The sequence below is a fragment of the Sunxiuqinia sp. sy24 genome (assembly GCF_052677165.1).
In genome coordinates this window covers 97,075-114,660 of record NZ_JBQYLH010000009.1, presented here as the reverse complement: position 1 = coordinate 114,660, position 17,586 = coordinate 97,075, and the positions used below count along the sequence as shown (strand labels likewise).

The 17,586-nt window shown below is 43.7% G+C and carries 18 protein-coding genes; 14 read left to right on the top strand and 4 right to left on the bottom strand.

Translation table 11 applies throughout. The annotated features are described in order from the left end of the window. Positions 1-56 precede the first annotated feature (56 nt). The 3 genes from miaB to ACUNWA_RS09780 all read left to right on the top strand — a co-directional run bounded on the left by miaB (position 57) and on the right by ACUNWA_RS09780 (position 2,202). Entirely contained in the window at positions 57-1,388 is a 1,332-nt protein-coding gene (gene miaB, locus ACUNWA_RS09790) for a tRNA (N6-isopentenyl adenosine(37)-C2)-methylthiotransferase MiaB (RefSeq protein WP_445591719.1), read from the top strand. Positions 1,389-1,506: 118 nt separating this feature from the next. Next, positions 1,507-1,851, top strand: coding sequence for a carboxymuconolactone decarboxylase family protein (locus tag ACUNWA_RS09785; protein WP_445591718.1), 345 nt, complete (start codon positions 1,507-1,509; stop codon positions 1,849-1,851). Between the two features lie 42 nt (positions 1,852-1,893). After that, positions 1,894-2,202 carry a NifB/NifX family molybdenum-iron cluster-binding protein gene (locus ACUNWA_RS09780; protein WP_445591717.1) on the top strand — a complete coding sequence of 103 codons (309 nt, stop codon included), beginning with the start codon at positions 1,894-1,896 and terminating at the stop codon, positions 2,200-2,202. Positions 2,203-2,218: 16 nt separating this feature from the next. Here the strand turns inward: ACUNWA_RS09780 and yjjX are convergent, their stop codons facing one another. Beyond that, the gene (gene yjjX, locus ACUNWA_RS09775) at positions 2,219-2,743 is read right to left on the bottom strand and encodes an inosine/xanthosine triphosphatase (protein WP_445591716.1); all 525 of its coding nucleotides are present in this window, start codon (positions 2,741-2,743) and stop codon (positions 2,219-2,221) included. Positions 2,744-2,818: 75 nt separating this feature from the next. Between yjjX and ACUNWA_RS09770 the strand changes: the two genes are divergently transcribed. The 9 genes from ACUNWA_RS09770 to ACUNWA_RS09730 all read left to right on the top strand — a co-directional run bounded on the left by ACUNWA_RS09770 (position 2,819) and on the right by ACUNWA_RS09730 (position 11,937). Beyond that, positions 2,819-3,268, top strand: a complete 450-nt coding sequence (locus tag ACUNWA_RS09770) for a GNAT family N-acetyltransferase (RefSeq protein WP_445591715.1) — start codon at positions 2,819-2,821, stop codon at positions 3,266-3,268. Between the two features lie 3 nt (positions 3,269-3,271). Continuing rightward, entirely contained in the window at positions 3,272-4,153 is an 882-nt protein-coding gene (locus ACUNWA_RS09765; protein WP_445591714.1) for a VIT1/CCC1 transporter family protein, read from the top strand. 46 nt (positions 4,154-4,199) lie between these two features. Next, positions 4,200-4,868, top strand: a complete 669-nt coding sequence (locus ACUNWA_RS09760; RefSeq protein WP_445591713.1) for an AlbA family DNA-binding domain-containing protein — start codon at positions 4,200-4,202, stop codon at positions 4,866-4,868. Between the two features lie 149 nt (positions 4,869-5,017). After that, a complete protein-coding gene (locus ACUNWA_RS09755; protein WP_445591712.1) occupies positions 5,018-5,794 on the top strand; it encodes a hypothetical protein in 777 nt (258 codons plus the stop codon). A 171-nt stretch (positions 5,795-5,965) separates the two neighbouring features. Beyond that, a complete protein-coding gene (locus ACUNWA_RS09750) occupies positions 5,966-7,114 on the top strand; it encodes an alkaline phosphatase (protein WP_445591711.1) in 1,149 nt (382 codons plus the stop codon). A 109-nt stretch (positions 7,115-7,223) separates the two neighbouring features. Beyond that, positions 7,224-8,171, top strand: a complete 948-nt coding sequence (locus ACUNWA_RS09745; RefSeq protein ID WP_445591710.1) for a bile acid:sodium symporter family protein — start codon at positions 7,224-7,226, stop codon at positions 8,169-8,171. Position 8,172: 1 nt separating this feature from the next. Further along, on the top strand, positions 8,173-9,513 hold the full coding sequence (locus ACUNWA_RS09740; protein WP_445591774.1) for a 1-acyl-sn-glycerol-3-phosphate acyltransferase: 1,341 nt from the start codon (positions 8,173-8,175) through the stop codon (positions 9,511-9,513). A gap of 33 nt (positions 9,514-9,546) precedes the next feature. Further along, positions 9,547-10,110: a manganese efflux pump MntP gene (locus ACUNWA_RS09735; protein ID WP_445591709.1), complete on the top strand. Its 564-nt coding sequence runs from the start codon at positions 9,547-9,549 to the stop codon at positions 10,108-10,110. A gap of 45 nt (positions 10,111-10,155) precedes the next feature. Further along, positions 10,156-11,937, top strand: coding sequence for a histidine kinase N-terminal 7TM domain-containing protein (locus tag ACUNWA_RS09730; RefSeq protein ID WP_445591708.1), 1,782 nt, complete (start codon positions 10,156-10,158; stop codon positions 11,935-11,937). 35 nt (positions 11,938-11,972) lie between these two features. Here the strand turns inward: ACUNWA_RS09730 and ACUNWA_RS09725 are convergent, their stop codons facing one another. The 3 genes from ACUNWA_RS09725 to ACUNWA_RS09715 form a co-directional block, all read right to left on the bottom strand. Further along, entirely contained in the window at positions 11,973-13,286 is a 1,314-nt protein-coding gene (locus tag ACUNWA_RS09725) for a DEAD/DEAH box helicase (RefSeq protein ID WP_445591707.1), read from the bottom strand. Between the two features lie 195 nt (positions 13,287-13,481). Continuing rightward, positions 13,482-14,588, bottom strand: coding sequence for a DNA-processing protein DprA (dprA, locus tag ACUNWA_RS09720; RefSeq protein ID WP_445591706.1), 1,107 nt, complete (start codon positions 14,586-14,588; stop codon positions 13,482-13,484). Positions 14,589-14,638: 50 nt separating this feature from the next. Further along, a complete protein-coding gene (locus tag ACUNWA_RS09715) occupies positions 14,639-14,995 on the bottom strand; it encodes a hypothetical protein (RefSeq protein WP_445591705.1) in 357 nt (118 codons plus the stop codon). Between the two features lie 190 nt (positions 14,996-15,185). On the opposite strand from ACUNWA_RS09715, the gene aroB reads away from it, so the two are divergent. Both aroB and ACUNWA_RS09705 read left to right on the top strand, forming a co-directional pair. Next, entirely contained in the window at positions 15,186-16,250 is a 1,065-nt protein-coding gene (gene aroB / locus ACUNWA_RS09710) for a 3-dehydroquinate synthase (RefSeq protein WP_445591704.1), read from the top strand. A gap of 18 nt (positions 16,251-16,268) precedes the next feature. Further along, positions 16,269-17,492 (top strand): 3-phosphoshikimate 1-carboxyvinyltransferase, encoded by a 1,224-nt coding sequence (locus tag ACUNWA_RS09705; protein WP_445591703.1) that lies wholly within the window; start codon positions 16,269-16,271, stop codon positions 17,490-17,492. The last annotated feature ends 94 nt before the right edge of the window (positions 17,493-17,586 follow it).

Below are 17,586 nucleotides of genomic sequence, written 5' to 3'. Positions count from 1 at the left end.
TTTGCATTTCTCATTCTGTTTAAAATAGATAAATTTGCCAACTGATTCTGAAAGAGATGAGAGAGAAAAAACTATTTATTGAGACATATGGCTGCCAGATGAATGTAGCCGATAGTGAAGTTGTCGCTGCCATTTTGCAAGACCGACAATACCAATTATGCGATACAGCAGAAGATGCCGATGCCATTTTCATCAACACCTGCTCCATTCGCGACAATGCTGAGCAGCGTATTTGGGGGCGGCTAAACCACCTGAAAGCATTTAAAAAGAAAAACAAAAAACTGGTGGTTGGCATTTTGGGTTGCATGGCCGAACGTGTAGGTGAGCAGTTTTTGGAACACGATGCCGTTGATCTTGTAGCAGGCCCGGATGCCTATCGCGACCTGCCCTACCTGATGGACAAGGCGCTGGATCACGAGCCGGCCATTAATGTGGAACTCTCGACCAACGAAACGTACGATAAAATAACGCCGGTCCGCATTGGCGATAAAACCATTAGTGGCTTTGTGAGCATTACCCGCGGATGCAACAACTTTTGCACCTACTGTATTGTGCCTTATACCCGTGGCCGCGAGCGAAGCCGCTTTCCACAAGACATTATCAACGAAGTGCGCGACCTAAGCACGAAAGGCTACAAGGAGGTAACTTTGCTGGGGCAAAATGTAAACTCGTACAAATGGTTGCCCGAAGGAGAACGCAAACCGGTGAAATTTTGGGACCTACTGGAACAAGTTGCCAAAGAATTTCCCAAAATGCGCATCCGGTTTACCACATCGCACCCCAAAGACATGTCGGACAAAGTGTTGAAAGTAATTGCAGCCTACCCCAACATTTGCCAGCACATCCATCTCCCCATGCAATCGGGCAGCACGAAAATTCTGAATTTGATGAACCGCAAATACGACCGGGAGTGGTACATGAAACGCATTGAGGCTATCCGCTCAATTCTTCCTGACTGTGGTATTTCAACAGATGTTTTTTCCGGATTCTGCACCGAAACGGAAGAAGACCATCAGGAAACACTCTCGCTAATGGAATGGGCTAAATTCGACATGGCCTTCATGTTTAAATATTCAGAACGGCCGGGAACGTATGCACACAAGCATTTGGAAGATGATGTTCCGGAGGAGATCAAAACCCGTCGGTTAAATGAAATTATCGCCCTACAAAACCGATTATCGCTGGAAAGCAACCAAACAGACATTGGTCGCGTAGTAGAAGCACTGGTTGAAGGTACTTCGAAAAAGAGCGATGCCGAGCTTTTCGGAAGAACACCAACCAATAAAGTCGTTGTTTTTCCGAACCGCAACTTTCAGAAGGGCGAATTGGTTAAAGTCAGGGTGACCCGATGTACACAAACGACCTTGATTGGAGAATTGGTTGACTAAATCAGGCAGCACTCAAAAGACCCAAGGCTTGGCAGTCGAAGCAGCAAACGCCTCAATTGCCAAGCCGGCTAATTGAATCGTTGAATTTAGAAATTCGAACTTATAATAATGAATTGCAATGAGCAACTTAATCGATGATTTTCAGGAATACCGTTCAAAAATGAACGACAAAATACTTTCGTCTGACAATAAAGTCATGAAGCGAATTTACAGCGTAGACACCCTTGCTTATCAGGATGGTGCTTTAAATGTTAAAACCAAAGAGATGTTGGGATTAGTTTCATCGATGGTCTTACGTTGCGACGATTGCATCAAATACCATCTGGAAAAATGCTTTGAGCAAGGCACCACAACTGAAGAAATCTTTGAAGTTTTCAGTATTGCAAACCTTGTTGGAGGTACGATTGTTATTCCTCATACAAGACGAGCTGTGGAGTATTGGGAAGCACTTCAGGCGAAGTAATACACCCAAGCTAAAAACGTGAATACATAAAAATAAATGAATATGATTGCAATCAGCGCCACTGACAAAAAATTGACTGCTCCGATGGATCTCCGGTTCGGACGAGCGCCCTATTTCTACCTCACCGACGGCAATGAATCACGCTTTATCGTGAATCCCTATTGTCACGAAGAACATGATGTAGCCCCCCGGGTCGTAAAGTTATTGTCCGAAGAAAAAGTGGATAGGATAATTACGGGTGAAGTTGGGCCCAAAGCACATACGAGTTTGCAAAAGGGAAACATCCAAATCATTATGCTTGATGAAGAGCGCATCAAGATTAACCAGGTTCTCAAAAAGATCAGTTTCTAGCACAATCTATTTTCATTCAACGGTAAAGTTCTTTATTCATAAAAGGGATTAATGCCAGCACCAAACCATGTTGGTATAATGTCTGACGAGTCACCCTGTCATGCGTTAATAAGCCCTCAGCCCCGTTCTGCTGCTTCGAATTTTGCTTTTTAAAAACCTGATCATCGGCATCGCCCAGCTCCATTCCCTCTGCTATTAAGCGAGCTACTTCAGGCGGCAGTTCAAAACTTCCGGTCCTCCCCAACGACTGCCTTTCGCCGTCTGAAACAACAAGCCAGGCAAAAGCCTGCAAGCTGCCATCCACCAGCTCAATTCCACCTTCAATACCCACAAAGTAATCAGCCGACTCACCACTCTGCAACAAACCGCACACCCTGTTTTTAGCTCCTACAAGGGTTTCCTCATCGCTGCTTGGCTGATCGGAAACTCCTGAATTAATAGCTAGCCCACAAACGTGAACAGGCTCTGAAAAACAAATTTTGAAAGCTTCTTTAACGGCATTAACTTTAACCGGATTTTGAGACGCGATGAGAATCTTCATTCCTTTAAATCGTTTAAATATTCAGTCAATAAAACTACTTTTACATTTTACAAACTTCAAATTTTCAATCCGAAAATGATTATTCGCGAAGCTAAAAAAGAAGATGCCAGGCAAATAGCAGCCTTTCAATTGGAAATGGCAATGGAAACTGAAAATCTTCAACTCAATAAAGATACGGTTGAGCTTGGTGTAAACCACGTATTTAACGATCGTACCAAAGGAACTTATTATGTAGCCGAAAAAAACGGGCAGGTCATTGCCTCGCTACTGACCACCTTTGAGTGGAGCGACTGGCGAAATGGCACCGTGCTTTGGATTCAATCGGTGTTCGTATTGCCAGCTTCCCGCGGAGGTGGCGTGTATAAAAAAATGTATCAACATATTCAGCAGCTGGTTGAGAAAAATTCGAAACTAAAAGGGATTCGGCTTTACGTTGACCAAAACAACACCCGTGCACAGCAGGTTTATCAAAAACTGGGCATGACCGCCGAACATTACCAACTATTTGAATGGCTAAAAAACTAATTGATGGAACGAAAACCAATCTCGCCCGAAGTGCGCAGGCAATTAATCATTGCCCAGCGTAATGAAATAACGGAACATGCCATTTACACGCGTCTGGCGTCAAAAATTAAAGACAAGCACAACAGTCAGGTTTTGCAGGCCATTGCAGAAGATGAATTGAAGCACTACAAAATCTGGGAGAACTACACCGGACGAGCAGTAAACCCCAGTCGCTGGGAAATTTTCAAATTTTACTGGATTGCCCTTATTTTCGGAATCACCTTCGGTATCAAACTGATGGAAAAAGGAGAAGAGAGTGCGCAAATCAACTACGATCAGCTAGCAAAAGAAATTCCCGAGGCAGCAACCATCAGTAAAGAGGAGAATGACCATGAAGAAGAGCTGATCAAAATTCTAAAAGAAGACAAGCTCGAATACATCGGGTCAATCGTTTTGGGACTGAATGATGCTCTGGTGGAAATTTTGGGTACATTGGCGGGATTGACCTTCGCCCTGCAAAATACCAAAATTGTGGCGCTCACCGGAATTATTGCCGGAATAGCCGGCGCCTTGTCCATGTCCTCCTCCGAATACCTTTCTCATCGCTCGGAAGGCAACGACGAAGGTGCGGTAAAGTCGGCTGTTTTTACAGGAATAGCCTACTTGTTTGCCGTCGTATTTTTGGTTGCACCTTATTTAATCTTCACATCCCCCTTTATGGCTCTAATCGTGGCTGTCATCGATTCCATTTTCGTGGTTTTCCTATACAGCTATTACATTTCCATTGCTAACGATCAACCCTTTCGAAAACGCTTTGGAGAAATGGTCATTTTAAGTACCGTAGTGGGCTTAATCTCATTCGGGCTAGGTTACCTGGCACGTATTGCATTCGGCATTGAGCTTTAAAACAATCATCAGCCGGGCTTGTTGATTTCAGAAATGGAGGATTATTGTGAGCTATTACCTGACCAAATTAATACAAGAGGGAGAGCACCAGCAACAAGATTTCAAATACTGCATCAGTGACTCCAAGAAGATAGCTAAATCGTTGGTTGCCTTTGCCAATACGGATGGAGGACGCCTGCTGATCGGTGTAAAAGACAATGGCAACATTGCCGGCGTACGGTCTGAAGAAGAATATTACATGGTGGAAGCGGCCGCGAAAGTATTCAGCAAACCTGAAATTGATTTCACCACACGCCAGCACCTCATCGATGGCAAAGCAGTACTTGAGGTGACTATAGATCCCAGCAAACGTAAGCCCCACTACGCCAAAAATGACCAGGGGAAATGGCTGGCCTACTTTCGTCTGCATGATGAAAACAAACTGGCCAACAAAATCATGATCGAAGTATGGAAAAAGCAAAACAGAAAACAAGGCATCTTTCTAAGCTATTCGGACAAAGAACAAATGCTGCTCGACTTTTTGGATAAAAACGGAACCATTAGCCAGTCTGCATTTAGCAAAAAGGCGCGGATTACCTACCGCGAGGCCGAGCGAATCATTTCGGACCTGATTGTTCTGGGCATTTTGGAAATACAAACGGAGGAGAATATGATCCGTTATGCCATTTCAAAAAACTTTGATCGCGAAGAATGGAATACCCAAAAGCTTAGTTAGAAAATGAAGCTCAGAAAATCGGCCTCTTTTCAACCAGCACCAATTCAAGCTTCACAAGACCAGTCATGAGCTAATCACTCAATCATTTCTTTATAAACGGCAAACTTTTAATCTTAAAATCAGTTTACTAGTTAAAGAAACAGAATGAAATGAAAACCCCAATAAACTACTTGCTCTTGGCTATCTTGTGCTTGGCACTACTCACCAACTGCAATACCCATTCACCAACTAATCAGGAGGCAGAAGTTCCCGAAGAACAGGATCCGAAAGGAATCACGATCCAGCCAATTGACTTTCTTTCCGAAGAGCAATACGACCAACTCATTGTTGAAATTGTTTATATTGAAGGATTCAAGCTTAATACCAATTCGCTCTACCAGCTGGCTTCTTTTATGGAAGAACGCCTGCATAAAAGCGCCGGTATTTCAATCATATCGAAGGCTATTCCATCTGAAGAAAAGGTTGTTTACTCCATTACTGACTTGGAAGACCTCGAAGAGCAATACCGCTCGCACCAAGCTACTGACAAAGCATTATCGGTCTGGATTGCCATTGTTGATACAGACTACTCAGCAAACGAAAACGACACAAAAGCATTAGGTGTTGCATACGGAGCCTCATCGATGGCACTTTTTGGAAAAACAATTCAGGAATTCAGCGGCGAACCCGAAGAACCCTCAACGCAGGTCCTTGAATCGACAGTGCTGAAACACGAGTTTTGCCACATTCTGGGTTTAGTAAACAAGGGTACCCCTATGGTTAATAACCACCTGGACACGCAACACGATAAACATTGCTCAAACAATAACTGCCTAATGCATTATACCGCAGAAACCAGTGACTTCCTGTCCAACTTTATTGCAGGCATTGTTCCCTCGCTCCGGGAACAATGCCTGAATGATTTAAAGAACAATGGAGGGAAATAGCCTCAAATGATTAATTAAATTTTAATCAAGCACAAGAATCAATTCAGCATTTTATCACTAGATTTGACGCGATTTTTTCATGACAAGCTAAATTTTCAACCAAGATCTGAACCAAGCCGAGGCCGACCTGTTTTTATCTTGACCTAAATCATTTATTTAAAATATAATCGTATGAAGAATTTACTATTTGCTATTCTTGCCTTCCTTATAGCCGTTCCTGTGTTGGCACAAGAAAATTACAAAACACTATCCAAAGAAGACTCTGTAAAAATTTACATTGGACAGCAGACCTATGAGGTCAAAACCTACACTGAAAAGCACAAAGCCAAGAAACCAAAAAATATCATTTTCATGATTGGTGATGGCATGGGTGTTTCGCAGGTTTATGCTGGGCTGACAGCCAATGGTGGTCATCTATTTTTGAATAACTTCAAGCATGTCGGATTCTCAAAAACGCAGTCAGCAAATGATTATGTGACCGATTCCGCCGCAGGAGGAACCGCCCTATCCTCCGGATATAAAACCTACAACGGAGCTATCGGAGTTGACACCGATACGCTTGCACAGCCATCGATTCTGGAAAAAGCAGAAGCCAAAGGTCTGGCAACCGGACTGGTTTCCAGCTCAGCAATTACACATGCCACGCCAGCTTCATTCATCGCTCATGTGCCCTCGCGAAATCAATATGAAGACATCGCTGCCGATTTTCTAAAAACAGATATCGATGTATTCATTGGTGGTGGATACAAACACTTTACTGACCGCAAAGATGGACGCAACCTGACCACTGAATTGACAAACAAAGGCTACACTGTATTGCAGGACATCAACGACATTGAAAAATTCAACTCGGGAAAACTGGCCGGCTTAACGGCTCCTGAACACAATGACCGTGCACCTGAACGAAACGACATGCTTCCCAAAGCCACTGCTAAGGCAATTGACCTTCTACGCAAAAGTAAAGATGGTTTCTTCCTAATGGTTGAAGGCTCTCAAATTGATTGGGGTGGACATCAAAATAATTCGATTTACGTCGTTGAAGAGGTTCTTGATTTTGATCAGTGCATTGCCAAAGCACTTGAGTTTGCAGCCAAGGATAAAGAAACATTGATTGTTGTGACCGCTGACCACGAAACGGGTGGAATGGCAATCAACAACGGCAATATGCCCAAACAAACCGTTAAAGGAGGTTTCACAACCGGTGGTCATACCGGCGTAATGGTTCCTGTTTTTGCCTTTGGCCCCGGAGCCGGGCAATTTACTGGCATCATGGATAACACCGACATTCCGAAAAAGATGATGAAATTACTCGGACTATAGAAAACCAGCACGCCTGAAAAGGCCAGCTTAAGTAAAAAACTATTGAAGGAAACCGGCTTTCTTTCAATAGTTTTTTACTTTTAGCCCTCGCTACTTAAAATTGAAGCTTATGAACACCTCGTTGGATGTATTGGACCATGTGCGGTTGAACTTTTCACCATCAGGTTTACTCTTCTTAAACATAGCACTGGCATTCATCATGTTCGGCGTTGCTCTGAGCATAAAAATTCAAGATTTCAGAGACATCATCCAAAACCCAAAATCAGCCATCACCGGCATTATTTCCCAATTTTTACTTCTCCCCTTTCTTACCTTTTTGCTGGTCATCAGCCTAAAACCGGCACCAACAATCGCGCTGGGAATGATTTTGGTCGCCTCCTGCCCAGGCGGAAATATTTCCAACTTCATGAGTTCAATGGCCAAAGCCAATGCCGCCTTGTCCGTTAGCCTCACCGCATTTGCCACCCTCAGCGCCACCTTTATGACCCCGCTCAACTTTGCTGTGTGGGGAAACATGTATGTCAGATTCTACAACAACCAATCGGCACAAGCCTTGCTTCGCCCACTACAGATTGATCAGCTTCAGATGTTTGAAACGGTCTTCATATTGCTTGGAGTCCCGGTTATTCTGGGCATTTTCTTTGCCTCTAGATTTCCGGAGACCACAAAAAAAATTATCACACCCCTAAAAATAGTGTCTTTGGCCTTCTTTGTTGTCATGGTTATTGCCATGCTTTCCGCCAATTTTGATCATTTTATGCGGTTTGTGCACCTGGTATTTTTCATTGTTCTAATGCATAATGCCTTGGCCTTAGGAACCGGATTTCTCTTTAGCACGCTCATGAAGCGTCCTCGAATTGATCGCCGGGCCATCACCATCGAAACAGGTATTCAAAACTCAGGGCTGGCTCTGACGCTCATGTTCAATCCGAAAATATTTCCGCCCGAACTTGAGCTGGGAGGCATGGCTGTAGTTGCAGCTTGGTGGGGTATTTGGCATATTCTTAGTGGCCTGACTGTTGCCAGTTTATGGTCCAAAAAACCAATGCTTGCCTAATATGAAGAACTGGTCTTTCGCTTACGCTTTTGTCAAACAAATTGTACGCACCGCTATGTGGCTCGTACACAAACGAATTACCGTTATTGGGGCATCCAATATTCCCCCCAGCACACCCATTATTTTTGCTCCAAACCATCAAAATGCCCTGATGGATCCACTGGCCGTTTTGTGCACCAGCCGCACCCAACCCGTTTGGCTGGCCCGTGCCGATATTTTCAAACTGAAAGCCACACGCCCCATCCTTCGTTTCCTGAAAATCATGCCTGTTTACCGCTTCCGCGATGGCAAAGAAAATTTGGGAAAGAATAAGAAGATCTTTGCTCAGGCAATTGACATTCTGGAAAACAAAAAGGAATTAGCTCTTTTCCCTGAAGCAGCTCATTCGGGAAAAAGACAAATGCTTGCTCATAAAAAAGCGATTCCCCGCATTGCATTTTTAGCTGAAGAAAAGAACAACTTCAAGCTAAACCTTCATATTATCCCGGTAGGTATCTATTACAGTCATTATTGGCATTTGAACCGTGAGTTAATTGTTCATTACGGCAAACCGATTGTCGTTAAAGACTATGAAGATGACTTCAGGAAGGATGGACATAAAGCCAACATGGCCTTACGCGATGAGATCTCCAAACGCGTTGAAGCCCTCACGATCAACATCAAAAGCAAGGAGCATTACGACAATTATGAGCTAATGCGGGATTTGGTTGGAGCTGATTATGCCAAAAAGCAAAAGGAAGATAGCAACCGGATGAAGAATCGGTTTTACAGCGACCAGAAACTAATTGGCCTGTTAGAAGCGAAAGAAACTGAACAGCCCGAGCTGTTTAGCTCACTTCATAGCCAACTGACCAACTACCGAAACACGCTACAGCAGCTCAACATCAAAAACAAACAGGCAAGTAAAAAGAAGCTATCGATTGGCTTCCTACTGGGAAAAAGCCTCGGAGCACTCCTGCTGCTTCCTCTATTTATTCTTGGTTTTATCCTCCACCTGATTCCCTTTTTTATCCCACGCCATTTTATCCAACGTAAGGTAAAAGACCAGCTATTCTATGGCTCCATTCAATTTGTTGCCGGCTTGATTATTTACCCAATTATTGGCCTTATCTTAAGTTTTATTTTCTACCTGAACACCCACAACTTAGTCCTGACTATTTGCCTCTTATTGGGGTTTTGGCTCCTTGGGAAAATAGCTTACAAGGCCATGCAATACCTTCAAGACTTAATTGACAACTACCGCTTTTTCTTTTTCGCCCGCAAAAACCAAGATCAGGCAACCCGACTACTGGATCGGAAGACAAAACTCAAAGGGCAACTATTTCGGTTGATTAACGACTGATTTTTTATACTTTTGGGCCGATTTTGAAAACAAATGGATTACTTGACGCTTTTTATTCTTGCCATTGGCTTATCGCTTGATTCATTTGCGGTATCGGTAATCAGTGGTCTTAGCCTGCCCAAGATTCAATTTTTTCAAGCTTCCCGACTTGCAATTATTCTGGCCATCGTTCAAGCCATTATGCCTTTGGCAGGCTGGGGACTGCAAAATAGCATCCGTCAATTCATCGCCCCTGTTGACCATTGGGTTTCCTTTATTATTTTGACCGGAATTGGCTTGAAAATGATTTACGACAGCTTTTCAAACGAAGAAACCAAAAGCATTAAAAACCCGCTGAACCTGCGAGTGGCATTTTTCCTGGGCCTGGCAACAAGCATGGACGCTATGGCTGTTGGCTTTAGTGTTGCCAATCTCTTTTCCAAACTGCTGATTGCCATTCTCATTATTGGCTCGACCACCTACTTCGCCTCTATGACCGGAATCCTGATTGGAAAGAAAACCGGACCACATATTACACACTATGCAGAACTACTCGGCGGACTTATCTTATTATCTATCGGTTCAAAAATTTTATTAGAACACCTCTTCCTTCTTTAAAATAATCTTATTAAGTTTTGTATATTCACTCATCATATATTTCCAATGAAACACGAAGTTGGTCCATATCTTATTACGCCCCTTTTACTTGTTCTTGTTTTATCAGGAATTGTTGGACTTTTTATCAGTATTTATCTTCTCAAATACAAAAAGTCTCCTGGACTACTCTACCTGTCACTCATGCAGCTTTGCTCTGCGGTCTGGGCTTTTTTTTATGGTCTCGAATATGCATCAACCACCCTTGATTTGAAAATATTCTGGTCTAAACTCTCATACTTTGGCATTGTTTTCACACCCGTATTCTTCTATTTCTTTAGCCTTCACTTTTCCTCAAAACTAACACAAAAACTAAAAATCGGGCTACTGGCGCTGGCCTCCCTTTTTCTACTATTGGTATTGACCAACGAGTACCACTTCCTGCATTGGACATCCTACAGCATTAATCCAAAATTCAATACAACGAGCTATGAATATGGCATCTTTTTCTGGCTGGTTTTTGTATTTTGCTACACCCTGCTGATCTTAAGCATTATCAACATAATTCCATTGACCTTTGAGTTCTCTGAAAATTTTCAGACACAAATTACTTTACTAATATCGGCCTGCGTTTTCCCGGTTGTTGGAAACCTGATGTACATTTTCAATGTCAGTCCTGTTCCCGGATTCGACTGGACTCCAATCTTTTTTGTCTTTTCAGGTCTTGTGCTCACCTATATCAATATTCGCTATGGAACTTATGACCTCGTTCCTATTGCCCGCAACAAGTTTTTGGATATGCTTCCTGATGGGATTGCTGTTGTTGACCAACACACACGAATCGTTGATGTAAATCCCTCGTTTCTGAGGCTGACACAACAAAAAAGCACAGACATCCTAGGAAAATCACTGATCACTGCGTTTCCCAAGATAAAATCACTGATAGAGCAGTTAAGCCCCAAAGAGCTCATTGCCCCAATTGAACTGGATGTGGAAATTAATGGTGAAACGATCTTCTTTGATCTTCGGCTCACACCCTTATACGACAAAAAAAACAATTTCTCAGGCCGACTAATTACTTTGCGCGATATTACTGAGAAAACGATCTACGAGCAAAAAATTAACCAAACCAACCAGCAGCTCAAGAAGGAAATTGAAGAAAAAGAAAAGTTGATTGCCGATCTGGATGCATTTGACCATACCGTTGCCCACGACCTAAATAACGTTATTGGAGCAATTGTCACATCAACCGACTTACTTCATTATGAAGTTGAACATCAGAATTACGCCAACCTGAAAGAAGTGATCGAGCTGATCCAGCTTTCGGCCAACAAGTCTTTTCATGTCATAAAGGAACTACTAACCCTGGCCAGTGTCAGGCAGCAGGATGTAAAATCGGAACAAATAGATATGCTAAGCATTTTCGAAGAAAGCGAAAGACGCTTAGCAGATATGATTAAAACCTCTGGAGCACAAATCATCAAACCCAACGATTGGCCATCGGCCTATGGCTATGGTCCCTGGATCGAGGAAGTCTGGGTCAATTTTCTGAGTAATGCGATTAAGTATGGCGGTAAGCCTCCAGTTATTGAGCTGGGATCTACCCAGTTTTATAGCGAAAAGAAAATTCGTTACTGGATTAAAGATAATGGCAATGGACTGCCCCCCAACAAGCAGAAAAAGCTATTCAAAAAATACGAACGCTTCAACCAAGCCCACATCGAGGGCACTGGACTGGGACTTTCAATTGTAAAACGTATTATCGAAAAATTGGGTGGTGAAGTGGGTGTCGTCAGCAATGCCATTCCGGGTGAGGGCTGTGTTTTTTATTTCACCCTTCTGCAGGAATAGCAATGCTCATTCACGCTTCTTTTACACAGAAGAACCTAGCGACGACGCTTCCCTTTACTCTTACGCTTCAGCTTCGCCCGTTCTGCCGGCTTTATATTTCTGATTGGTCTTTTCTTTTTCTCATGAAATGCTCCCTGATAATCGGGATCATCCATCTTTTTCTGCCGGTCAACTTCGCGCATCTGCTCCTGAAATTCTGATTTGCCGGTAGGTTCTATCACCAAATCCTCTGGCAACGGCATTTCTTCAATCGGCATCCGGATCACTTCTTCAATCTGCTTCAAGTGAAACTCTTCTGCCGGATCGATCAGTGAAATCGCTTCGCCGTGATTATTGGCTCGCGCCGTTCGTCCAATGCGGTGTACGTAATCCTCATAGCGCTGAGGGAGATCAAAGTTAATCACATGCGTAATGAGCGAAACATCCAGCCCACGAGCTGAAACATCAGTCGAAATCAAGATCCGCAGTTCACCATCCTTAAACGCCTGAATGGCATTCATGCGTGCATTCTGGCCTTTATTCGAATGCAAAATCCGCTTCTCGCCTTCGGTTTTACGTTTGATTACTTTAAATACATTCTCGGCATGCTCCTTAGTCCGAACAAAGATGAGCACCCGACTAAAAGCTTCTTCATCCGTTAGCCAATGCCGCACCAAATTCAGTTTGGTTTTAAAGTTCGGCACCTTGTAATAAGATTGCTTAATCAACTGAGCCGGAGTCGCCGATGGTGACACTTCAACACGTTCCGGGAAATCCAGAAACTCTTCCGTCATCAGCTCTACTTTTTCATCAAAAGTTGCAGAGAACAAAAGGTTTTGACGCTTTACCGGAATGATTTCCAGCAGCTGCCGAATTTGCGGCATGAAGCCCATGTCGAGCATGCGGTCGGCTTCATCAATCACCAAGGTTTTGATCTTTTTCAACGAAACCGCACCAGCATGGTACAAGTCGCGCAGACGTCCGGGAGTAGCGACTAAAATATCAATTCCAGGCTCAATTAAAGCCGCGTGCTTGGTCCAACCGATACCACCATAAACAGCAGCATGTCGAATATTGCTGTAGCGTGTCAGCTCCTCGATATCTTCCCCCACCTGAATGGCCAACTCACGGGTAGGCACTAGTATTAACACCCTTGGATCGTCACCTTCAGCTTTCACCAATTTCATAAAAATAGGCAACAGGTAGGCGGCTGTTTTTCCTGTTCCCGTTTGTGCTACTCCAACCACATCTGCTCCTGAACGGATAACTGGGATTGCTTTCTCCTGGATGGGTGTCGGTTTTTCAAAACCTAACTCACCCAACACCTTCAATATCGATTTATTAACCTTTAATTCGCTGAAACTTGTCATAGGGCGCAAAGATACGCTTAAAAATTTCAAAATTCTAACATCCGTTTCGACAAACATGCAGCGAATCAGCACCGAAGACAGGACGATAAGAATTGTTCGAAAAAAAGTTGGGTGAAAAATTATCAAAATGAGTAGAACAGGGCGAACCGGTAAATATGCCGACGAAACAATCCGCTTCCGGCTAACTCCTCTTATTCAGCTTAGTTTATACATTTTACCTGGCAGACTAATAACCAAGCCTTTAAATTCGAGGGCGAGCAAAATAGATGACACTTTCCCCATGGGCATGTTCACGTTCGAACACAGCTGATCGATATACACCTCCTGCCCATCCAAAACATCTACCAGCTTTTGTTCCTCCTCATTCAACTCAACAAACAATTGCTTTTGTATTTTGCTTGGCCGTTTTGCTTGCTCCAGCCAGACCATCGCATATTCCAGGTCATCGATGTTTTCAATCATAAGCGCCTTATTCGACTTAATGAGCTGATTGCACCCTTGGGAATAAGGATCGTTACGGCGTCCGGGCAGGGCAAACACATCGCGGTTGTAGGAATCTGCAATATCGGCAGTTACCAGCGATCCTCCCTTTTTTGCTGATTCAACAATGATCGCAGCGTCGGCCAATCCAGCAATAATGCGGTTTCGACGTAGGAAATTGGTCCGGTCAATTTTCACCTCACTCACAAAATCAGTTACCAAACCTCCACTTGTTAGCATACGATCGGCGACCGATCGATGTAAGGAGGGATAGATACGCTCCAGTCCGTGAGCCAAAACACCAAGCGTGGGAACACCATACTTCAAACATGCTTTATGGGCAGCCACATCAATGCCATAAGCCAAGCCACTCACCACCGTATAATTTCCACGCAGCCCCATCTCCTTGATCAGATCGTCACAAAAGCCGCGCCCATAAGCCGTAGCATTGCGCGTTCCGACTATGGCCACTATTTTCTCTGCATTGAAATCAACAGGTCCCTTCCAATACAATACCAAAGGAGCGTCAACACAGCGCTTCAGCCTAACAGGATAGTGATCATCCCAATAAAATGCACACTGAATCTGATTTTTTTCAATAAAGGAAATTTCAGCCTCAGCCCTTGCCAATATGCCACTCCCCATGATTTTAAGTGCCGTAATTTCCCCGATGTTCGGAACCTTCAGAAGTTGCTTTTTACTGGCCGTGAAAATCTCACGAATGTCCCCCAGTGAAGTTATTAGACGCTTGGCATTGGCACAACCTATCCCCGGAATCAAGGATAATGCTATCTGATACTTTAATTGTTCGGAATCACTCATGAACGGGGATTTCTGATCAATTTACGCAATCGTCCCCAAACTCGCAAGTGCTATTTGGAATGACCTATTTCGTCTAAATCCTGCTCAATTGCCAGAATATCAACCGGACTCATCGCGATTAAACTCACCTCAGGAAATTCGGCAATACCATCTTTGGTTCTGATTTCAAGATGTAAATCCTGAAATAGAAAAGAGCGTTTTATTTCTGCTTTGAACAGCCTATTCTTGTGAAATTCAATGGAGCTGTATTCTTTACCAAAAAATGAAACAATTGGATAATAGCGAATTTGGAGTAAATCACCTTTCGAAAGATAATGGACATAATTCAAGCCAATAAACTGAAAACCGAAAACAAAAACTACCAAGACCCCGCCACTAATCAGCGCAGCTAAATCCATATCTTTCATAAAAAAAAAGAAAATTGGCATCAATAGGAGAAGGCCTCCCATATAGAAAACTTGTTTAATTTTTCGCGATCGCTTTTGATTTGAAATTTCCATGTTTTTTTAATGAATCGTAAATATTCTACCTTTTTACTACCAATTTTAAAGGGCTGAAAAAATAGTTTAACTTTGCCGTTTCCAAACGTACAGACAAATGGCACCATCAAAAATACACTCAAATATTATCTTTTCCCAACAGGTTGGGAGCGAACTCGAAAAAATCGTCCAACGGTTCCCGGCCGGTAAAGTTTTTTTACTGACTGAGGAAACCCCCGAGCGACTTTGCTTGCCACTTATCGGTCCGCTTATTCAAGACTATGGCATCCTGTGCAAAAGCATATCGGGAGGCGAACCCAATAAGTCTATTCGCTCGGTGGAACAAGTGTGGGAGTTCCTCTCAAAAAACGGTGCCGATCGCAATTCATTACTCATAAACATTGGAGGTGGTCTGTTGACAGATCTGGGTGGTTTTGTAGCCTCAACCTTCAAGCGAGGAATGGCCTTTGTGAATATCCCTACCACTCTGCTGGCTCAGGTTGACGCGTCGTTGGGCGGTAAAACCGGCATCAACTTCAATGGGTTGAAAAATGAAATAGGGGTATTCAATGAACCCGACACAGTGATTATCAACACTAATTTCCTGAAGACGATCGATCACGCCAACTTTTTGTCGGGCTATGCCGAGATGCTGAAACACGGGCTGATTAAAAACCCGGCACACTGGGAAGAACTGCTGGCCTATGACCTCGAAAACGTCAATTACGAGCTGCTGGCTGACATTATCGCACACTCAGTAGCTGTTAAGGACTGGCATGTTCAGAATGACCTGACGGAGAAAAACATTCGCAAAGCACTTAACTTTGGACATACTGTTGGCCATGCCTTTGAGAGCTATGCGCTGCATGCCGGGCGACCAATCCAACACGGATTTGCCGTGGTGTATGGCATGATTGTCGAATTGTTCCTGTCGGCCAAAGCATGTGGCTTTGACCAGGCTAAGCTGAACGAAATTAACCAGTGGTTAATTCAAACCTATGGTAAATTTGAGATCGAGCCATCGGCCTACGATGAACTTTACGAGCTGATGACCCATGACAAGAAGAATGAAGGCAGCCGCATTAATTTCACCCTGATTTCAGCCATCGGGCAGGTTGAGATCAATCAGGATTGCTCCAAAGAACTGATCATTGAAGCCCTTGACGCATACCGACAACTCTAAATTCCGAATACCATAATCATGAATTACCGTCTTTCAAAGTCTGACAAAAATATCAAAGGAAGCATCAACCTTCCATCGTCAAAAAGCATTGCCAACCGCGCACTGATTATTCATGCCCTGAGTTACAGCCCGTATTCACTGAAAAACCTCTCAATGAGCGACGATATTGAAGTGATGCAACAAGTACTGATGTCAAATACCAATCGGTTTGACGTGGGCCATGCCGGAACAGCCATGCGTTTTCTAACGGCTTTCCTTTCACAGATTGTTGGCGAGTGGACGATAACCGGTTCCGACCGGATGAAACAACGTCCCATTCATATTTTGGTTGATGCCCTGAATGAGCTGGGCGCTAAAATTGAATACCTGGAAAACGAAGGCTACCCACCCCTTAAAATATGGGGTTCGCACCTGAAAGGGAAAGTACTGGAGTTGGATGGCAGCATTAGCAGTCAGTATATCTCGGCCCTACTAATGATTGCGCCCTGTATTGAGGGAGGCTTGACACTCAAGCTGAAAAATAAGATTACCTCACGTCCCTACATTGAGTTAACACTGAAGTTAATGAAGCAATTCGGGGTGCGTTCCGTTTGGAAAGGTCAGGAGATACGCGTTGACGAACAACCTTACCATGCCCGTGAATTCACCGTTGAAGCTGACTGGACCGGTGCTTCGTATTGGTACCAACTGGCCGCGTTGGCTGATGAAGCTGAAATTGAACTCAAAAACCTGCGCTTAATGAGCTTGCAAGGCGATTGTCAAATCGCCGCTTGGTTTAAAGAGTTTGGGGTTGACAGCAAAGCCACTGCCGATGGCGTCATTCTAACCAAATCGGCCAACATTCAACCCAAGTACTTGCAGCTTAATTTTATTGAGAACCCCGATGTAGCACAAACCATGGCCATGTTATGTGTTCTCAAAAAAGTCCCTTTTCACTTTACCGGTTTGAAGACCTTGAAAATTAAGGAAACCGACCGCATTGCCGCTCTGCAAAATGAGCTGGCTAAGTTTGGCGCACAAATTACCGAACCCAAGCATGGCGAACTCAAGTGGGATGGCACGTTTCCGCTGGAAAAAGAAGCTGTTCCGTGCATCGCCACTTACCACGATCACCGCATGGCACTAGCTTTTGCCCCGGCAGCCATGCTCCAAACCATCGCCATTGATGACCCGATGGTTATCTCCAAATCGTACCCTGAATATTACGAACATTTGAAGCAGGTGGGGTTTGAAGTTCAATAAAAAAATAAAACGCCGACTACTATCCATTGTAGCCGGCGTTTTATTTTAAGCTGGATGTGCCTTGATAATACCAACGCTGCCAATTCCGCTCCTA